This window comes from Shewanella sp. 30m-14 (assembly GCF_052977125.1).
The window spans coordinates 31458-51021 of sequence record NZ_JBRILW010000032.1 but is presented as its reverse complement, the minus strand read 5'-3'; the positions used below and the strand labels follow the sequence as shown (position 1 = coordinate 51021).

Annotated in this window: 17 protein-coding genes and 2 tRNA genes; 8 read left to right on the top strand and 11 right to left on the bottom strand. The window is 43.9% G+C overall.

Translation table 11 applies throughout. From position 1 onward, the window contains the following. Positions 1–114: 114 nt before the first annotated feature. The 3 genes from ACVBIU_RS18480 to orn all read right to left on the bottom strand — a co-directional run bounded on the left by ACVBIU_RS18480 (position 115) and on the right by orn (position 1056). Positions 115–190 (bottom strand) — tRNA-Gly (locus tag ACVBIU_RS18480). Positions 191–238: 48 nt separating this feature from the next. Continuing rightward, positions 239–314, bottom strand: a tRNA-Gly gene (locus ACVBIU_RS18475). 196 nt (positions 315–510) lie between these two features. Then, positions 511–1056, bottom strand: a complete 546-nt coding sequence (gene orn / locus ACVBIU_RS18470) for an oligoribonuclease (RefSeq protein ID WP_447159582.1) — start codon at positions 1054–1056, stop codon at positions 511–513. Between the two features lie 112 nt (positions 1057–1168). Here orn and rsgA point away from each other — a divergent pair, with 112 nt between their 5' ends. The 5 genes from rsgA to ACVBIU_RS18445 all read left to right on the top strand — a co-directional run bounded on the left by rsgA (position 1169) and on the right by ACVBIU_RS18445 (position 8127). Further along, entirely contained in the window at positions 1169–2233 is a 1065-nt protein-coding gene (gene rsgA / locus ACVBIU_RS18465) for a small ribosomal subunit biogenesis GTPase RsgA (protein ID WP_447159583.1), read from the top strand. 159 nt (positions 2234–2392) lie between these two features. Beyond that, complete coding sequence (asd, locus tag ACVBIU_RS18460; RefSeq protein WP_447159584.1) at positions 2393–3256, top strand: archaetidylserine decarboxylase; 864 nt, start codon at positions 2393–2395, stop codon at positions 3254–3256. A gap of 14 nt (positions 3257–3270) precedes the next feature. After that, the gene (locus ACVBIU_RS18455; RefSeq protein ID WP_447159585.1) at positions 3271–4149 is read left to right on the top strand and encodes a DMT family transporter; all 879 of its coding nucleotides are present in this window, start codon (positions 3271–3273) and stop codon (positions 4147–4149) included. A 69-nt stretch (positions 4150–4218) separates the two neighbouring features. Beyond that, positions 4219–7407: a mechanosensitive ion channel domain-containing protein gene (locus ACVBIU_RS18450; protein ID WP_447164493.1), complete on the top strand. Its 3189-nt coding sequence runs from the start codon at positions 4219–4221 to the stop codon at positions 7405–7407. Between the two features lie 24 nt (positions 7408–7431). Then, positions 7432–8127 (top strand): glycerophosphodiester phosphodiesterase, encoded by a 696-nt coding sequence (locus tag ACVBIU_RS18445; RefSeq protein WP_447159587.1) that lies wholly within the window; start codon positions 7432–7434, stop codon positions 8125–8127. Between the two features lie 71 nt (positions 8128–8198). On the opposite strand, the gene ACVBIU_RS18440 is transcribed toward ACVBIU_RS18445, so the two are convergent. After that, a complete protein-coding gene (locus ACVBIU_RS18440) occupies positions 8199–8543 on the bottom strand; it encodes a DUF3392 domain-containing protein (RefSeq protein ID WP_447164494.1) in 345 nt (114 codons plus the stop codon). Positions 8544–8592: 49 nt separating this feature from the next. Between ACVBIU_RS18440 and ACVBIU_RS18435 the strand changes: the two genes are divergently transcribed. Next, positions 8593–9519: a D-2-hydroxyacid dehydrogenase gene (locus tag ACVBIU_RS18435; RefSeq protein ID WP_447164495.1), complete on the top strand. Its 927-nt coding sequence runs from the start codon at positions 8593–8595 to the stop codon at positions 9517–9519. A 181-nt stretch (positions 9520–9700) separates the two neighbouring features. Then, entirely contained in the window at positions 9701–9892 is a 192-nt protein-coding gene (locus ACVBIU_RS18430) for a bacterioferritin-associated ferredoxin (protein ID WP_447159590.1), read from the top strand. 65 nt (positions 9893–9957) lie between these two features. Here the strand turns inward: ACVBIU_RS18430 and parC are convergent, their stop codons facing one another. From parC to nudF, 7 genes are all read right to left on the bottom strand, one after another. Next, positions 9958–12225 (bottom strand): DNA topoisomerase IV subunit A, encoded by a 2268-nt coding sequence (gene parC, locus ACVBIU_RS18425; RefSeq protein ID WP_447159591.1) that lies wholly within the window; start codon positions 12223–12225, stop codon positions 9958–9960. After that, positions 12225–13328 carry a PQQ-dependent sugar dehydrogenase gene (locus tag ACVBIU_RS18420; protein ID WP_447159809.1) on the bottom strand — a complete coding sequence of 368 codons (1104 nt, stop codon included), beginning with the start codon at positions 13326–13328 and terminating at the stop codon, positions 12225–12227. The genes parC and ACVBIU_RS18420 overlap by 1 nt, the downstream gene beginning before the upstream one ends. Before the next feature lie 77 nt (positions 13329–13405). Next, positions 13406–15292, bottom strand: coding sequence for a DNA topoisomerase IV subunit B (parE, locus tag ACVBIU_RS18415; protein ID WP_447159592.1), 1887 nt, complete (start codon positions 15290–15292; stop codon positions 13406–13408). Positions 15293–15347: 55 nt separating this feature from the next. Then, positions 15348–15920 carry a YqiA/YcfP family alpha/beta fold hydrolase gene (locus ACVBIU_RS18410; RefSeq protein ID WP_447159593.1) on the bottom strand — a complete coding sequence of 191 codons (573 nt, stop codon included), beginning with the start codon at positions 15918–15920 and terminating at the stop codon, positions 15348–15350. Between the two features lie 27 nt (positions 15921–15947). After that, complete coding sequence (cpdA, locus tag ACVBIU_RS18405; protein ID WP_447159594.1) at positions 15948–16787, bottom strand: 3',5'-cyclic-AMP phosphodiesterase; 840 nt, start codon at positions 16785–16787, stop codon at positions 15948–15950. Positions 16788–16808: 21 nt separating this feature from the next. Then, complete coding sequence (locus tag ACVBIU_RS18400; protein ID WP_447159595.1) at positions 16809–17243, bottom strand: DUF1249 domain-containing protein; 435 nt, start codon at positions 17241–17243, stop codon at positions 16809–16811. 72 nt (positions 17244–17315) lie between these two features. After that, entirely contained in the window at positions 17316–17918 is a 603-nt protein-coding gene (gene nudF / locus ACVBIU_RS18395) for an ADP-ribose diphosphatase (protein ID WP_447159596.1), read from the bottom strand. Positions 17919–18209: 291 nt separating this feature from the next. Between nudF and tolC the strand changes: the two genes are divergently transcribed. After that, positions 18210–19529, top strand: coding sequence for an outer membrane channel protein TolC (gene tolC, locus ACVBIU_RS18390; protein ID WP_447159597.1), 1320 nt, complete (start codon positions 18210–18212; stop codon positions 19527–19529). Positions 19530–19564: the final 35 nt, after the last annotated feature.

The following is a 19564-nucleotide window of genomic DNA, read 5'->3' as shown; positions in this document are numbered from 1 at the left end:
ATATCGGGTTCGAACCGATGACCTATACCTTGGCAAGGTATCGCTCTACCAACTGAGCTAATGTCGCGTAAATCTTTTTTACTTACCGGACTTGGTGTTCCCATAAGTTTAATTTGGAGCGACATATCGGGTTCGAACCGATGACCTATACCTTGGCAAGGTATCGCTCTACCAACTGAGCTAATGTCGCATAAATCTTTTTTACTTACCGAATGTAATCATCCCATAAGTTTTAATTTGGAGCGACATATCGGGTTCGAACCGATGACCTATACCTTGGCAAGGTATCGCTCTACCAACTGAGCTAATGTCGCATAAATCTTAATTTTGCATCTTAGCTTGTAACCACTCACTAAAGGTATCGTTCTTTCCTCTAGCAACTGAGCTAATGTCGCATTTCAACTTTTATCAGTAATCACTAAGTTTGGTGCTTAGCGAAAAGTTGAGGCCGCATTATATGAAAATATCCCTACGGTGCAACCCCTTCTTGCAAATAAACTGACTGATTGGTCAAATTCTAAATACTTTCGCTCGATAAAACTGCAATTCGGCGATAGATTCTTCGATATCTTGTAATGCTTGGTGAGTATTCTTTTTACTGAAACCTTCCATCGCGGTTGGTTCCCAGCGACGAACTAGCTCTTTAATTGTACTCACATCGATATTGCGATAGTGAAAGTAATCTTCTAAAGCTGGCATATAACGATTTAAGAAGCGGCGATCTTGACCAATACTGTTACCGCACATAGGTGAAACACCTGCGGGTACATATTGCGATAAGAAGGCAATAGTCTCTGCAATAGCCTGCTCTTCATTAACAGTACTCGCTTTTACGCGGTCCACAAGGCCAGACTCACCATGATGTTTCTGGTTCCAGTCATCCATCAAAGCAAGCTGTTCATCTGACTGATGGATAGCAAAAACAGGCCCTTGCGCGATAATGTTGAGCTCTTTATCTGTCACTATTGTGGCAATTTCAATAATTCTGTCAACGTCAGGCTCTAGCCCTGTCATTTCCAAATCGACCCAAATCAGATTGTTTTCATCTATAGCCATAAAGCGACCTGTTATTCCTGTTAGCCTAAATTCAGGCTTTTTTGTTTTAGACCGTGTATCATACTGCTTTTTTAAGCAACACAAAATCACCTTTATCATTGAAGACTAATACGTGAGCAAAAAGAAACCGCTAAGCCATGGTCAATTACGCAGAATGCGGACCAACCAAAAAAAGAAATTACAGAGCCACGACGCAGGCGAAACGACTGACTTACAAGACAGTACGTTAGGCCCTGAGCAGCAAGGCACCATTATTTCCCGTTTCGGTCAGCACGCTGACGTTGAGACCGACGGAGGACATCTTGCTCGCTGTAATATTCGACGCAATATTAAAAGTCTGGTCACCGGTGATAAAGTTATCGTTCGTTTAGCCTTGACCAGTGAGTCGGGCGCTAGCCGTATCGAAGGCATTGTAGAGGCTGTTCATCCAAGACATTCGCTGTTATCACGCCCGGATCTTTATGATGGCGTGAAAATCATTGCATCAAATATCGATCAGATTTTGATTGTCACCTCTACACAGCCGGCGTTTACTACCCAAATCATCGACCGTTATTTAGTTGCAGCTGAAGACACAGGCATCCAACCTGTCATCATCTTAAATAAAGTTGACTTAATTACGCCTGAAGAAGCGCCTGAAATCGATGCTGCACTTGAACGCTACAAAGCCATTGGATACCAGATTTACCGCGTAAGCAGCATAACCGGTGAAGGTGTAGAGCAGCTACACGCGTTAATGGATGGCAAAGTCAGTGTCTTTGTGGGGCAATCGGGTGTCGGTAAATCTTCAATGATTAATGCCATGATGCCGGATGCAGAACTAATCACCGGAGATATTTCTCAAAACTCTGGCTTAGGTCAACACACAACCACCACAGCTAAACTCCTGCATATTGCAACTGGCGGAGATTTAATTGACTCACCAGGTGTGCGAGAATTCGCGCTCTGGCACTTACCTGCAGACAGAGTGGGCTGGTGCTTTATTGAATTTAGAGACTATTTAGGCACTTGCAAATTTAGAGACTGCAAACACTTAAATGATCCTGGTTGCTCAATTACCGAAGCTTTTAAAGCAGGTGAGATCACCGAAGACAGATACAATAACTACCACCGTATTATTGCTAGCTTAGACGAGCAAAGACATGCCCGTCATTTTAGAGCGGGTCCAGACGAATAATAACGACTCGATAACTGTCAAATCAAAATAGATAAAGCGGTACGATGGCAAACTTGAGTGACGCTGCACTTAACGCAGCCCACTTGTGAAAATGGCCCACCCGCTTTATTAAAAACAGATAGCACCTCAAAATAGGTGAAAGATTAAAGGATATTGAAATTGGATAAAGTTAAAATTGCCCTGCAGTACATGATGCCAAAGCACTTGCTTTCTCGCCTTGTAGGCAAACTTGCCGCTGCAGAAATGGGGTCAGTGACGACAGCCGCTATTAACTGGTTTATCAAGCAGTATAAAATTGATATGAGTGAAGCCGCGCAGCCAGAAGCCACTGCTTATGCAAGTTTTAATGACTTCTTTACTCGCGCATTAAAACCAGGGATTCGTCCATTATGTGATGACAATGATTATATCGTTCACCCTGTAGATGGCGCAGTTAGCCAACTCGGCCCGATTAAAGAAGGACGTATTTTTCAGGCCAAAGGACATGATTATTCTTCACTTGCATTGCTAGGTGATCAGGCTGATGATGCTAAGCGTTTTGAAGGCGGCGACTTTGCCACAATTTACCTTGCACCAAAAGACTATCATCGCATTCACATGCCAATTAAAGGCACCTTGTCTAAGATGACTTATGTTCCTGGTGAACTCTTCTCTGTTAATCCATTAACAGCTGAAAACGTGCCCGGTTTATTTGCACGTAACGAGCGTGTTGTCGCTATTTTCGAAACTGAAATCGGCCCTATGGCCATGGTATTAGTTGGCGCTACAATTGTGGCAAGCATTGAAACAGTTTGGGCAGGTACAGTCACACCACCAACAGGCAAAAAAGTATTCACTTGGGATTACCCAACTGAAGGCCCTAATGCATTGACGCTTGATAAAGGCGCTGAAATGGGCCGATTTAAGCTAGGTAGCACTGTAGTGATGTTATTCGCTAAAGATGCCCTCGATGAATTTGCTACTGGAGTAGAACCAAAAAGCGTGACACGTATGGGTCAAGCTTTTGCAAAAATCGAAGACTAATCTCTAAGGTATGAATGGACAATAAAAAAACAGGGCTGTTAGAACTTCACTTCGCGGTGCTACTTTTCGGCGGCACCGCGCTGTTTTCAAAGCTTATCCCTCTTAGCGCACTCGATATCACCCTGCTACGCTGCGTTGTCGCTGCCACCGTATTAGCCTTAATCGTAAAGCTCAGTAAACAACGCCTGTCACTCAATGCTGGTAAAGACTACTTTATTGCCATAGGTCTAGGCATTCTTGTTAGTCTGCACTGGGTCACCTATTTTGCCTCTATGCAGCTATCATCGGTTGCCATAGGCATGATTGCCTTTTTTACTTATCCGGTTATGACCGTACTGGTTGAGCCTATCGTTACCAAAACAAAGCTTAAACTGGCTGATGTTGTCAGTGGCGTGGTGGTATTAATTGGTGTGTCTTTACTGATCCCGGAGGCGAGTCTAGGTAACGAGGTGACTTTAGGTATTGCTATCGGTATTTTATCTGCGGCACTATTTACAGCCCGCAATCTATTACATAAGCGATACTTTACCGCCTATAGCGGCCAGCAAGCCATGTTCTATCAGACCTCAGTTGCTGTATTCTTTCTGGCTCCATGGTTAAGTGTCGAGCTTAATACCATAGAGCAAAATGTATGGTGGTTAATTATTTTATTAGGCGTAGTGTTTACCGCTGCCCCTCATGCGCTATTTACTTCAGCATTAAGATTACTCAGCGCTAAAACGGTAGGATTAGTCTCATGCCTGCAACCTTTTTACGGCGCCATGCTGGCTTTATTCGTGCTTGGTGAAGACTTAGCAATGAAAACGATTATTGGTGGGATGCTAGTCGTCGCAACGGCCTTATTTGAAACCCAACAAAGTCACAGATCAAACCGAGCAAAAAAGAGTACATAGAGCGATTTATTTATCACGATAACTTGGCTACTATGAGCAAGTCCTTTTTGCCTTGTTCGTACTCTTATCATGCATCGTTTTTTATTACTCTTTCTGTGCTTATTCGCCTTATCCGCTAATGCGAACTCCCCACTCCAAATAGAGAAACGCCTTGGCCTGTCTCCCTCTAGTAGCGAGTCGACGCCACAAGAACAATTGAGCCTATTACAGGATAAAATTAACGATCTTGTCTTCACTGAAAATAGTGCCCGTGAACTACTGCAAAATTTTGATAAGCATAAACAAAACCTGCTCAATCAAATAAAAGATGCACAGAAGCCACTCACATCATCAAATCAAAAAGATATTAACCAACAAGCATCACTCGCATACCTACGCTTGTCGGAATTGAAAGAAGTAGAAATAAGCCTTAGTCAAAAAATCAATGCACTGATTAAATCCCATAATGAACTCCCAGATGCATTGGTAAAAGCTAGAGCTGCGCTGCAAAAGCACAAAAAAATCCGCATAGCTAAAGAACAAACGATTAATAACCAAATTTTGACGGCTCAGGGCGAACTGTACCAACAACATGTTAAGACCTTAGAAGCATTACTCGCAAGCAGCCAAAAAGAGATAGACCTTAATCAGTTACAGTTAAAGTTGGTACGTGAGCAACTCGCTCAGCAAGAACTTTTGATCGAACGCTTGAATCAACAAATCGTGCTACAGAGGCAAGCTCGCACTGAAGCGACCATTGCTGGCAGTCTTTTACCCAGTGGTAAAGACCACGACCCCGTAGCCCAAGAGCTCAGTGACAGTAACTTGCTTTATGGCGAAAGTTTAAAAAAACTGAATCACAAGATAAGCCTAGCACTGAGTCAACAAGAACAAGCCGAAGCCCTGTATCAAGCGCAAGCCATACAGTTAACCACTATTCAACAGCAGATTGGCTGGATTAAGCTCAACTCCGCCTTTGGTGAGCGTTTCTTACAGATGCTTCAAGCACTGCCTAAGCCGCCAAATCAGGATCCTGTACAGAACGAAATTGCCAATACTCGACTTGCTCGATATCAGGTAGAACAAGCGCAAACTCTTAATAGTCAGCAAGTGATAGATATTGGCGCCGATAACTCATTGCAAGCCAAACTGTTATCGTCTCAAGGCATGTTATTGCAGCAGTTGCTGCAAAGTTATGACCAATATTTAAGTGAACTGGCCGATCTTAGAGTTAGCTATGAGCAACTTAATCAGCAATATCTCACACTAAAAAGCACCTTAAATGAACATCTATTCTGGGTCCCCAATGCAAACAGTATTGGAGGTCTGTGGATCACCGACTTGCATCAAAGTATCCAATGGATGCTGCAACAAGCACCTTGGAATCAGATGCAAAGCTCTTTTAACGATCAAAGCTCGCTTTGGTCTTGGTGGCTGATCCTATTTGTCGTTAGCCTTGTCGCTCAGGATATCTTAACCCCTAAGTTTAAATCCGCCATGCGCCGCGAACTCGCTTTTGTGGGTAACGTTACCCAAGATAAGTTTATTTACACCTTCCATGTATTGGTTAACTCATTTTTCTATAGCCTATTAAAACCGCTACCAATAGTACTAGCAGGTGGCATTTTCCACCTTTCTAGCCATAATTTCGTCTCCGCAATTGGCATGGGGATCATGGCCCTTGGGATCTTGTATCAACTTTATCGATTTGTGTATCTACTAGCCCTAGACAGAGGCTTATTGATCAATCACTTTAAAGCCCCTAAAAGCATTGTAAGATCGGGACAAGAACGCTTCAGACAGTTCACCATTATGGCTACCCCATTTTTTGCCATCATGGCCTTTACTGAGATCATCGATACTTCATTGGTTCGAAACAGCCTAGGCCGTGGTGCATTTATCATTTTCTGTTTAATGCTGTTTTGGTTTTACAAAGATATGCTCAGCCTATCGAACAAACAAACCACTCCCGAACACAGCAAAAACAAAAAGCTCATTCAAAAACTCTTGTGGGCCATGTTAATCATTATGCCGCTTGCCTGTGCAGTTCTAGCATTTCAGGGCTATTACTACACTGCATTCCAGATGTTCCTGCAGTTGCAGCTATCATTAATTTTTGGCCTTGGTTTCCTACTGCTTTACCATCTCATTAAGCGTTGGATGTTAATTGAACGTCGTCGTATCGCCTTCGATCGCGCCAAAGCCAAACGTGCAGAAGTACTCGCGCAACGTGAAAAAGGTGATGTCGGTGTGAGTGAACAAGTCGATACCTATGAAGAACCGACGGTCGATCTGGAAACCATCTCTAGTCAGTCTTTAGGGCTAGTACGCTCATTGTTACTACTCGCGTTTCTTGCCAGTATTGTTGGTCTCTGGACCCAAACTCATACCGCACTGTTCTCATTACTTGATGGCGTCACGTTATGGTCTAGCAACACCACGATTAATGGTATTGAGCAACAGATCCCAATCACCCTTAAGTCCCTGCTGCTATCGCTAATAATCGTCGGTTTTTCGATGATGATAGCAACTAATCTACCTGGCCTTATTGAGCTAACCATTCTACAGAGGTTAGATCTCAGTCAGGGCACGGGTTTTGCTCTAACGACTGTAAGCCGTTATTTAGTCATATTATTTGGTGTACTCAGTGGCTTTTCAACCTTAGGGATGGAATGGTCGAAACTGCAATGGTTAGTGGCGGCACTGTCGGTTGGTTTAGGTTTTGGTCTGCAAGAGATCTTTGCAAACTTTATCTCAGGTTTGATTATTCTATTTGAAAAGCCTGTGCGAATAGGCGACACAGTCACCATTCGTGATTTAACCGGTACCGTGAGTAAAATTCAAATTCGAGCGACGACGATCGTCGATTGGGATCGCAAAGAGATCATCGTGCCCAACAAGGCCTTTATTACTGAACAATTGATTAATTGGTCTCTATCAGACCCGATTACACGCGTTATTGTTTATGTTTCTGTTGCACGAGACTCCGATCCTGCGCGTGTTGAAGCGGCACTTTATCAAGCGGTACAAGAATGTGATGATGCACTGCTTTCACCTGAACCTGAAGTTTGGTTTGCAGGATTTGGCCAACACACCCAAGACTTTGAAGTTCGAGCTTATGCTAAAGACATGGGTGCACGCTGGCCATTAAGACATAAACTCCACAAGCAGATTAGCAAGAAGTTACGAGAGAACGACCTAGAGCTTGCTTATCCGCAGCTTGAAGTACATCTGTCCCCTACCCAGAGTAAGGACGTACAAAGCTTGTTAAGAACCTAAACACAAGATTATTGAGAACTCGTTATGATGATATTTGCTCACCGCGGCGCCAGCGGTTATGTGGCTGAAAATAGTCTTGCAGCTTTTGCCAAAGCCGTTGAATTAGGTGCAAAGGCTGTAGAGCTTGATATCCACTTAGTCGAAGATGAGCTGTATGTATTTCATGATAGGCGCCTAGAGCCGAAAAGCTCAGGGACGGGTCTTATTGAACAATTCACTAAGGAGGCGTTAAGCTTAGTGACCATTGATGGTGAATCAATTCCAAGCTTAATCCAAGTGTTAAGCTTGCTTAACCCCCACAATACCTTAGTCAACATTGAACTAAAGGGACTAGCTTGCCTAGAAGCATTTATGGCTCTCTACCCAAAACTTCTTAGTGAACTTAAGTATGACGCTGACAAGCTATTGATCTCATCGTTTAATCATCCGTTTCTAGCGAGCTTTAAACAGCAATTTCCAGATGCGTTAGTTGCACCGTTAATCGAAGGTGTGCCACTCGAGCTCGCTCATATCGTCAGTCAACTCCATGCCTATTCAATCCATTTAGGGTTAAGTTTTACGACCCAAGAGATGGTTGATGATGCCCATAAGCGAGGTGCCAAGGTGTATGTTTATACTGTAGATAATCTTGACGATCTCGACATGCTAAAGCGAATGGGGGTCGATGGGATATTCACTAATTACCCAGACCGAGCACTGACTCATCTAGCGAAAAAATAGCGGCTCTGGCAAGCGAGACATTCGCTGATTTGCACAAAGTAAAAAAAATAAACTACACTAAAATTAACAACTTAAACTTGTCTATTGCGTTGTGCCCAGCTACCTATAGCGAAGAAAATGGTCACAAGCAAAACAAATAACCAGTGTAAGGGTATTTTGGCCATATATTGCGCTAACAATGGGCTTAAATTGATGATAATCAAACCATAGCCAAATGCATTCACAATCACAAAAATAAGTGTGCGTAGCAAAAACGAGCGCCCCGCAAAATATCGACGTAAAAAACGATTAATATCAGCGCCAAACACGACCAGACAGCAAGCGATAATTGCCGTTGAAACTTCAGCTAGCCAAGGGGTGATGAATCCGCCTAAATAGTTAAGAAATTCAATAGCATTAGATATTAGATTAGACATTGGCCAAGCAAGTTAAAACAAAGATAAATGTAGAATATAGGGAGTTAGTATGGGACACAAGCTACTATTGCTTACCAGAGAAAATGAGCGTTATCGCCAACTATTAAATTCGTGCCATCTTCCTAACACGCTCATTTTAGATGATGATCCTAAAAGTATTTTTAATGCCGATATCTGGTTAGCTGAACCACAATTGGCCGCTCCGCTGCTACCTCATGCTGCCAATTTAAAATGGATGCAATCGACTTTCGCGGGGGTCGACGCCCTGGTCAAACCTAGGCAAAGAAAAGACTATGAGCTCACCAATGTGAGAGGCATTTTCGGACCACTAATGAGTGAGTATCTGTTTGGTTACCTGCTGGCCTACCAAAGGCAGCATCGTAAGTATAAGACCCAACAGGAGCAGAAAATCTGGTTACCTGGCAGTTTTAAAACCCTACAAGGACAAACATTACTGTTACTAGGTACTGGCTCAATTGCCAAGCATATTGCTCAAACAGCCAAGCACTTTGGTATGCATGTTATTGGCATTAACCGTGGAGCTAAACCCACTAAAAGCTTTGATGAAGTTGATACTTTAGCCAACCTTAGCCGTTATTTACCCCAAGCCGATGCGGTTGCGAGTATCCTCCCCAGCACACCTGAAACACGAGGCGCACTAGACAAGCATACCCTGTCGCTCCTCAAAGAAGAGGTCGTGCTATTTAACCTAGGTCGCGGAGATGTACTGGATTTAGACGCGCTCTATCAACAGTTAATTTCGCACCCTGAGCAACAGGCGATTCTCGATGTATTTAATCAAGAGCCTCTGCCAGAAGAGCATCCAATTTGGTCCCTGGACAATGTTATCATTACACCGCATATTGCGGCGCCTAGCTTTCCTGAGCAGGTGGTAGAGATTTTTAGCGAAAACTTCCACAAGTGGATAAACGGCGAACAGCTTTCCCATAGAGTGCACTTTGAGCGTGGTTACTAATTAACGTCCAGTGGCGCACAAAATATGAGCAATACGGCAACCATAACAATAATGTGAGCTAAGCACGCTTTTTAATAACTGGCTTAGATGAAATGACCAATATCTATATCTAGTCGTTATTAGCATTGAGAATCATTTCCATTTATACTTCGGACCATGTTCGATTTAGAGATGATATTCCATGTACGTTTGTCTTTGCCATGCAATCACTGATACCCAGATTAAAGAAGCTGTTAGCCAAGGTGACTCTTCTTTAGCTGACGTTAAAAGGCGTCTTGGTGTGGCTGATCAATGTGGGAAATGTGCCAAGATGGCGACGCAGATCATCCAACGACAAGTTGATATCGAACCGAATTTCTACGAAGTCGCATAAACACGATTCATAAAAAATGCAGCCAATGGGCTGCATTTTTTGTTTAACGGCTAGATAAATAAACCCTAAATTACAGGCTCTCCGTCTCCTAGCTCTACGCTATCAACACGTTGCAAGCCACGCGGTAACTTAGCACCACGGCGGCCACGCTCACCACGATAATGCTCCAAGTCACTCGGCTTTAAGGTTAGCTTGCGCTTACCAGCCCACAGGGTAACCGCTGTATCTTCTGGGATCACATTCAAATGCAATAGCAGTTCTTCACGGCTCTTAGCTCGTTCGCCAGGGATGCCGATGATCTTATTGCCTTTACCTTTAGAAAGCTGAGGTAGCGCATCAAGTGAGAACAGTAACATACGGCCCTCATTGGTAATCGCTAATATCGACTGTGCCTTTGACTTATCCACCTTCTGTGGCAACAACACCTTAGCATTAGCTGGCAAGCTCAGCAGCGCCTTGCCCGCCTTATTACGCGACACCATGTCTTTGTTGGCACAGATAAAGCCGTAACCCGCATCAGACGCTAATAAGTAGCATTGCTCCTCATCAGACAGAAGCAAATGCTCCATGGTCGCTCCAGGGGCTAAATTAAACCTAGTTGTAATAGGTTCCCCCTGAGATCGTGCTGAGGGCAAGGTATGGGTTTCGGTGGCAAATGCCCTACCAGATGTGTCAATAAACACGCTCGGTTGATTACTGCGCCCTTGAGCAGAGCGTAAGAAGCTATCGCCTGCTTTGTAAGATAAAGTCTGACCATCAACATCATGGCCTTTAGCACAGCGCACCCAACCTTTCTCAGACAGCACAACCGTAACAGATTCTACTGCGACCAACTCTTGCTGAGTTAGCGCTTTAGACTCTGTACGCTCAACGAGTGGCGAACGACGCTCATCACCGTAATCTTCACCGTCTCTGATAAGTTCTTTCTTGATCAACGTCTTCATTCGACGCTCAGAGCTTAACAATAATTGTAACTTGTCACGCTCCTCTTCAAGCTCGCTCTGCTCACCCTTAATCTTAAACTCTTCAAGCTTTGCTAAGTGACGCAATTTCAAATCTAAAATAGCATCGGCTTGCTTATCTGATAAATCAAATCGAGAGATCAATTCAGCTTTAGGATCATCGTTATAACGAATAATCTCAATCACTTCGTCGATATTCAAAAATGCAATCATCAAAGCATCTAGAATATGTAATCTCGCTAAAATTTTATCTAATCGATATTCTAAACGGCGTTTAACCGTCGTCATTCTAAATGTGAGCCATTCAGTTAATAGCTCTAGCAAGCCTTTAACTTGCGGACGACCATTTAGCCCTAGTACGTTAAGGTTAACTCTAAAGCTTTTCTGCAGATCGGTGGTGGCAAACAGATGTGCCATCATCTGATCGCAATCAACACGATTAGAACGTGGCACTATGATAAGACGAACAGGGTTCTCATGATCAGATTCATCACGTAGATCCGTCACCATAGGTAGCTTTTTAGCCTGCATTTGCGCCGCTATTTGCTCTAAAATCTTGCCACTACCCGCTTGGTGAGGCAAGGCGGTAATAACGACTTCACCATTTTCTACCGTATAAACAGCGCGAGCCTTAATCGAGCCTCGACCCGTCTGGTAAATTTTAGCGATATCGGCAGCAGGCGTAATAATTTCAGCTTCGGTCGGATAATCAGGCCCTGGTACAAACTCCATCAAGCGCGCTAAATCGGCTTTGGGGTTATCTAGTAGCTCTACACACGCGCCCACCAACTCTTTGGCGTTATGCGGTGGAACGTCAGTTGCCATACCAACGGCAATACCAGTAATACCATTAAGTAAGATATGCGGTAAGCGTGCAGGCAAAACCAGTGGCTCTTTCATGGTGCCGTCAAAGTTAACGCCCCAATCAACCGTACCCTGTCCTAGCTCACTGAGTAATACTTCTGAAAACTTTGACAGTCTCGCTTCGGTATAACGCATCGCCGCAAATGACTTAGGATCATCGGGCGCCCCCCAGTTACCTTGACCATCAACCAACGGATAACGGTACGAGAAAGGCTGCGCCATCAATACCATCGCTTCATAACAAGCACTATCACCATGAGGGTGATATTTACCTAAAACGTCACCGACTGTACGAGCTGACTTCTTGTGCTTAGATTGAGCCGATAAGCCAAGCTCACTCATTGCATAGATAATGCGTCTTTGAACGGGTTTAAGTCCATCGCCAATATGTGGCAATGCACGATCCATGATGACATACATGGAATAGTTCAGATATGCCTCTTCCGTGAAGCGGCGTAGAGGCATTTGCTCAACGCCATCAAGGCTTAAATCTATCGCATCACTCATTAATCATTATCCTGTGACTGATTTTTTGCTGAGTCTCTATAGAACAAACGGTAAATATTGCCCTTTAGATCATCAGAAATATACATAGCACCATCGGGTGCAGTGACCAATGAATATGGTCTAGCGACGGGAAACTCTCCGTCTAAAAAACTCACTACAGTGCTTCTTTTGCTAACTTGGCCATCGTTAATCTCTAACATAACCACTTGATAGCCCACTTTACTTGAACGGTTCCAAGAACCATTTTCGGCAACAAACATCTGATTATGAAAACGTTCAGGGAACTGTGTACCACGATAGAAATGCAGCCCCTTAGCGCCAACATGAGCGGGTAACTCGTAATTTGGCGCAACCACTTTTAAGTTTTTAGGCTTATCATATGCGGGCTCTATAATGTCGGTAGCATGAATATATGGGAAGCCAAAATGACTTCCTTTGCGTTCAACTTTATTAATCTCATCCGGTGGTAGGTTATCCCCCATCCAGTCACGACCATTATCAGCGAACCAAAGCTGCTTATCTTCAACAGACCAATCAAAGGCAAGTACCTTTCTAACACCCGTAACGATTTGCTCACTCGCACCAGTTTCAATATCTATCGCCATAATACTGCTGTAGGGCGCTTCTGATTCGCACACATTACAGGGGGCTCCAATAGCAATATATAACAGCCCATCTGGGCCAAATTGCATGGCACGGCGGCTTTTCTTACTATTGCCCGGCAAGCGGTCGTAAACTTCTTTCGGACGTCCCGGCCTTTTTAGTCGAGACTCGATTTGATTGAAGCGTAAAATACGTCTCTGTTCAGCGACATATAACGCACCGTTATGAAATGCGATCGCCTCAGGATAATCTAAGCCTTTCGCTATCGTATAACGTTTGTCTACACGCCCGTCGTTATCGGCATCAACCAAAGCGGTAATAGTACCGTCTCGATAAGAGCCGACAAACAAAGTGCCTTTGTCGCCTATCGCCAACTGCTTAGCATCACCAAGATTGGAGGCGTATAAGGTTAAACCAAAGCCTTTTGATACAGTGATCATCACTGGATCGGCCGCTAAGGCACTACAGCTAAAAATAAAGTGAGCGCAAAGCAGCGACATCCCAACAGCTATTTGATTTCGATAGTTTTCAAACGTCATTATTATTCTTTTGTCTGATTAAAATCACAAACTACCGATTAGAGCAGGGCAAGATCACCCTTAGTCTCTAACCAAGTCTTTCTGTCTCCAGAGCGTTTCTTGGCTAAAAGCATATCCATAAGTGCCATTGTGTCATCGGCATCATCTATGGTTAATTGCACTAATCGACGCGTATTTGGGTCCATAGTGGTTTCACGTAATTGCAGCGGATTCATCTCACCCAATCCCTTGAATCGTGTAACTTGGACTTTTCCTTTCCGTTTTTCTGCGGTAATTCTATCAAGAATACCGTTTTTTTCCGCCTCATCGAGGGCATAAAATACATCTTTGCCGATATCGACACGAAACAGTGGTGGCATAGCCACATAAATATGTCCCAGCTCCACCAACACTCGATAGTGCTTCATAAAGAGCGCGCACAACAGTGTGGCAATATGCAGACCATCCGAGTCCGCATCAGCAAGGATACAGATTTTACCATATCTCAACTCTGAGATATCCGCACTATCTGGGTCACAACCAATCGCCACCGAAATATCATGTACTTCTTGCGAGGCTAATACTTGTGAAGCATCGACTTCCCAGGTATTTAAGATCTTACCACGTAGCGGCATAATCGCTTGAAACTCACGATCACGGGCCTGTTTTGCACTACCGCCCGCAGAGTCACCTTCCACCAGGAACAGCTCGCCGCGCATTGGGTCTTGGCCACTACAGTCCGTTAACTTACCCGGCAAAGCTGGGCCTGAAGTAATACGCTTACGCGCCACCTTCTTTGCCGCTTTCAATCGCTTTTGTGCATTATTAATACACATGTCAGCCAAGGCTTCTGCTTGCTCTGTATTGGTGTTTAGCCAGAGGCTAAATGCATCGCGTACGATACCCGATACAAACGCCGCACACTGCCTGCTAGACAGTTTCTCTTTGGTTTGACCGGCAAACTGCGGATCTTGCATCTTAATTGATAAAATAAAGGTGCTTCGATCCCAAATATCTTCAGGAGTTAGCTTAATGCCACGCGGCATCAAGTTACGAAACTCACAAAACTCACGCATAGACTCAAGCAAACCTTGCCTAAAGCCGTTTACGTGCGTACCGCCAAGTGGGGTTGGAATAAGGTTTACGTAACTTTCATTTAGGTAGTCACCACCTTCAGGTAACCATGTAATCGCCCAATCTGCAGCCTCTAAATTACCAGCAAAGCTACCGACAAATGGCACTTCAGGCAGTGTAGGCACGCCATTGATAGACGATTTTAAGTAATCTTCTAAGCCGCTTTCATAAAACCACTCTTGGGTTTCATTAGTTTGCTTATTAACAAACTTAATCCGCAGTCCGGGACACAGTACCGCTTTGGCTTTAAGTAAATAAGTCAGCTTGGAAATCGAAAAATTGCCAGAGTCAAAGTAGCTAGGATCTGGCCAAAAATGAACACTGGTACCGGTATTACGACGACCACAGGTACCCGTTACATGTAAATCTTCAACTTTTTCACCGTGCTCAAATGCCATCTCATAGACTTCAGCATTACGTCTCACGGTTATTTCGACGCGACTTGAAAGCGCGTTTACCACTGAGATCCCCACACCGTGGAGACCCCCTGAAAACTGATAGTTTTTATTGGAGAACTTACCGCCCGCGTGCAGCTTAGTTAAAATCAGCTCAACGCCTGGGATCCCTTCTTCAGGATGAATATCAACAGGCATACCACGGCCGTCATCGGTGACTTCCAGGGAATTGTCGGCATGCAAAATAACGTCGATACGGCTGGCATGCCCAGCTAATGCCTCGTCGACACTATTATCTATGACTTCCTGTCCTAAATGGTTCGGGCGCGAAGTATCGGTATACATACCGGGGCGACGTTTTACAGGGTCGAGTCCATTTAGGACTTCAATAGCATCTGAGGTGTATTGGTTTGTCATGGCACACATATTTTTATGTTATTCAGGCCATGTTGCGGCCCTACGGGTCTATTTGTCAAGAAAACAGATATTCACAGATAGAAGCAAGCTGGGCCTCATAACCAATAAAGCTATGGTCCCCATCCGGTTCTATTAAGAGCTTACAGCAGTGATATTTCTGCACGGCCTGTTTATAGTCGAGCACTTCATCGCCTGTCTGTAACAGCACATAAAAGCGATCTGGATTTAATATTGCGGGCGTATTGTAACGCGCGACGTCTTGCTTATGTTCAGCAACGACTTGGTAGGTCTCATCCGTATAGGGATTGTACTGAGTGCCAATGAATTCATCAAACAGTTCGAACGGTTTTACCGCAGGATTAATTAAAACTGCGCGTCCACCGTAAGTTTCTGCCAAATAACTTGCGAAATATCCGCCTAACGAAGAGCCAATATAGGTTAGAGACTCTCCCTCAGCTTTGGCTTTTTCAATAATATCGATCAAAAGTGCCATCGCTTCTAGCGGTTCGCTGGGCAGTTGCGGCTGTTGAAAATTCAGCTTGGGGTGATGTTGCGCAATAAAACGCGCGGTAACCACACCTTTGTCAGAAAGGGGAGAACTATTAAATCCATGTATATATAGCAGCATACTTCCTCACACTGCGGTTTTTCTTATCTAATAACCGCCAGCATCTTTATCGGGTGAAAATGTTTCGCCAGGTACCCGGTAAACATTAGTCAGAATGCTACCATCGGATTTAAGCTCCAGCAAACGGTATCCCGGTTGCAGTGCATCAAGGGCAAAGTATGGAGACTTGGGCTTAAACTGGATGCAGGTCGATGGGGTTGCCATCAGTTTAACGGCACCATGAGGACCTTTATGCTCAGTATCGATAGTTTGATGAATGTGCCCCCACAACAAACCTTTTACTTGAGGATACTGGACAACTCTTTCAATGAAGTCGCTGCCATTATCCATACAGTGTTGGTCAAGCCAGGTGCAGCCAGCAAGAACCGGATTGTGATGCATAACAAGTAAAGTATGACGTTCAGGCTCAGCCGCTATCGCGCTATCAATCAAGCCTAACTCGGCAGTGGACATATGGCCACCAGGGCGCCCTCTTACCGTCGAGTCCAACATAAGGATCTGCCAATTTCCAGCCAAAATACGCTTTTGACCAAATACTTTAGGCCCTTGCATATGTAGATTCATGATCCGTGGATCATCATGATTACCGGGAAGATAATGGCAAGGGAGCCCTAAAGGAGAAATAGCATCGACAAAATTGTGATACGACTCATTGGAGTAATCTTGACTAATGTCACCGGTTGCCAGCATGAAGTCGGCAGGATAGTTTACAGCTGAGATAGTATTAAGTACTGCCCCAAGACTTTGAGCAGTATTAACGCCGAGTAGCTGAGCTTCGGGATCGGCAAACAGGTGAGGATCTGTGACTTGCACGATTCTCACACTCTTAGCTTCAGTAATTGAATAAGAGATAGCCGTCTTTAGCAAATTAGTTACCCAATAATTAGATCAACTGACAAATTTAGTTAAGTTATCAATCTTCAATAACTCTTCTAGAAAAGCATTGACTTGGTACTTTTCATCCCGATGATGCATATGCATATTTGGATAATCATACACTGGTCGCAATTGGTAAATCTGTTGACTAGTTAACACTTCTGCTAATTTAGCATCATGGTAAATGCGCACAGAAACTTTAGGCGTTGAGATCAGCTGATGGTTACCGATGCAGCGGGAGATCTGTACCAATTGAGTGTATTTGGTATTTTCTAGCAAGCAAACATCGAGCTGACCAAACTCGCCTTTTACCCGCCATTGCATGCCCTCTGACGGTTCAAGGGTTAGCCAGCGCTGAATGTGCATATAGTTACGCCCACAAAGCGCCAAAAACTGACTGACATTAGGCTGATATTTTTTATTTTTTGCAAAGACGATATTTGACACGACTACATTCCAACACTTTCTCGTTAATTGCTTTAATACGGCGGTTTATCGTTAATCGACTTGTTTAGTGGATTATTTGGTGATTGTTTGATAATTAAGTTGCAACCAGAGCAAACCTATTACCGTAGAGGCGTTATCTATTCGTCCCTCTACCACCATGTTATACGCTTGCTCGCGACTGACAACATGCACCCGAATATCTTCATGCTCTTCATCTAGACCGTGAAGCCCCGTCGCATCTGCGGCGCACACTTTAGCCCAATAAAAGTCAAAACGCTCGCTCGTTCCACCCGGACTTGAAAAGTATTCATTAACCTTGCTCATACTCTGAGCGGTTAATCCGGTTTCTTCTTTTAACTCTCGATGCGCTATATCCATTGATGTTTGACCGCTATCAATCATCCCGGCCACCAGCTCAAATAACCAAGGTGATTTAGCACATTCAAGTACCGGAATTCGGATCTGTTCGATTAATACCACTTGGTCGGTAATGGGGTCGTAAGGTAGCACCACTACCGCATGACCACGCTCAAACACTTCACGTGACACCTCAGCGCTCCAGCCCCCGGCAAACAAGCGGTGTTTAAAGCGATATTCATCCATTTTAAAGAAACCTTTATACAAGGTTTTCTTACTGAGAAGCTCTACGTCGTTGCGATTAAAGGTACTGTTCATTTTTCATCCTAAACATACTTGTTTATAAAGGTATTTATGCCACAATAAATTCAAACAAAAAAATTAATACTATGATGAAAGCAGTACTAATCATAACGATTAAAAACTGTTACACTTCTGAGTTGACTTAGAATTTGTAGGTTTTTACTATTTAACCACTAAGTTTAGATGTATTGGGAAGCGTCGGGAAGCGCAAACCGTCTTACTTTTAGTTTTATAGGTAAGGCAAAGCTAAACATAACAAGTTAAATTCGCTCCTCAATGGAGAATTTTGTCTAAAAAGGACAGCAAATGAAATTCAAGATCCGTTCTCTATGTGCCGCACTGACACTTGCAGCTACCGCACAAGCAGCTAATGCTGATGACCTTCTACAAATATATCAACAAGCATTGACCAGTGATCCAATTGTGCTACAAGCTCAAGCCCAACGTGATGCTTTGTATGAACAGATTGAAGAAAACCGTGCGCCACTACTACCAACCATCAGTGCAAATGTAGGTTACGACAAAGCATGGAATGACCCGAGTGCTGACTCAAGTGGTATTGTTGGCGGCATAACGCTTAATCAAGTGATTTACGATCACAGCGCATGGGTAGGCTTAAACCTAGCCGAAAAAGCCGCTTCTCAAGCAGATTCTGCTTACGCATCGTCGCTACAGAGCCTTATTATCCGTGTAACTAACGCTTACTTTGACGTGTTAACCGCTATGGATGACTATGAGTTTCAAGGCGCAGAAAAGCGTGCTATTGGACGTCAGCTAGAGCAGACTAAACAACGTTTTGCTGTAGGTTTGACCGCAATCACTGACGTACACGAAGCACAGGCTCAGTATGACTTAGCTAACGCGCAAGAAATCCTAAGCCAAAATACCCTTGCTAATAGCTACGAAGCACTACGTGAAATTACAGGTATTGATCATAAGAGCATCGATATCCTAGATATGAATCGCTTTTCAGCAACAGCGGTTGCACCAGCATCTTCAAATGATTGGATTAAGATCGCAGAAACCAACAGCATTGACTTGATGACAACGCGTATCGGAAAAGATATTGCAGAAGAAACCATCACGCTTTATAAAGCGGGTCACATGCCATCACTAAGCTTAAATGCCGGTTACAATAAAGGGATTGAACAAAAGCCTGCCATGAATGGTAGTGACCAGTTTGATAACGGCACGGTTGGTGTAACACTGAGCATTCCTATTTTTGAAGGTTTCAAGGTCTCTTCACAAGTTAATCAAGCACAGTACCAATACGTAGAAGCAAGCGCAAAACTTGAGCAGACGCACCGTCAAGTGGTTAAAAATGTACGCAATAACTTTAACAACGTCGGCGCTTCTATCAGCTCTATCCGTGCTTACGAGCAATCAGTGATCTCTTCACAGAGTGCACTACAGGCCACTGAAGCTGGTTTTGAAGTCGGTACACGTACCATTGTTGACGTATTGAACAGTACACGAAACCTATATGACTCAAAGCGTAAGCTATCTGACGCACGTTATGGCTACATCAACTCTATTCTAGCGCTTAAGCAAGCGGCTGGTACATTAAACGAAGATGATGTTGCTTCAATTAACAATGGCCTTACTGCTCCTGTAAAAACTCAGTAACTCGTCTTGTTAAACATAAAAAAACCGCCAAATGG

Coding starts and splice junctions, on each gene's coding strand:
- orn (WP_447159582.1), bottom strand. CDS start 1,056: ATGGCTATAGATGAAAACAATCTGATTTGGGTCGATTTGGAAATGACA.
- ACVBIU_RS18455 (WP_447159585.1), top strand. CDS start 3,271: ATGGACAATAAAAAAACAGGGCTGTTAGAACTTCACTTCGCGGTGCTA.
- ACVBIU_RS18450 (WP_447164493.1), top strand. CDS start 4,219: ATGCATCGTTTTTTATTACTCTTTCTGTGCTTATTCGCCTTATCCGCT.
- ACVBIU_RS18445 (WP_447159587.1), top strand. CDS start 7,432: ATGATGATATTTGCTCACCGCGGCGCCAGCGGTTATGTGGCTGAAAAT.
- ACVBIU_RS18440 (WP_447164494.1), bottom strand. CDS start 8,543: ATGTCTAATCTAATATCTAATGCTATTGAATTTCTTAACTATTTAGGC.
- ACVBIU_RS18435 (WP_447164495.1), top strand. CDS start 8,593: ATGGGACACAAGCTACTATTGCTTACCAGAGAAAATGAGCGTTATCGC.
- ACVBIU_RS18430 (WP_447159590.1), top strand. CDS start 9,701: ATGTACGTTTGTCTTTGCCATGCAATCACTGATACCCAGATTAAAGAA.
- parC (WP_447159591.1), bottom strand. CDS start 12,225: ATGAGTGATGCGATAGATTTAAGCCTTGATGGCGTTGAGCAAATGCCT.
- ACVBIU_RS18420 (WP_447159809.1), bottom strand. CDS start 13,328: ATGTCGCTGCTTTGCGCTCACTTTATTTTTAGCTGTAGTGCCTTAGCG.
- parE (WP_447159592.1), bottom strand. CDS start 15,292: ATGACAAACCAATACACCTCAGATGCTATTGAAGTCCTAAATGGACTC.
- ACVBIU_RS18410 (WP_447159593.1), bottom strand. CDS start 15,920: ATGCTGCTATATATACATGGATTTAATAGTTCTCCCCTTTCTGACAAA.
- nudF (WP_447159596.1), bottom strand. CDS start 17,918: ATGAACAGTACCTTTAATCGCAACGACGTAGAGCTTCTCAGTAAGAAA.
- tolC (WP_447159597.1), top strand. CDS start 18,210: ATGAAATTCAAGATCCGTTCTCTATGTGCCGCACTGACACTTGCAGCT.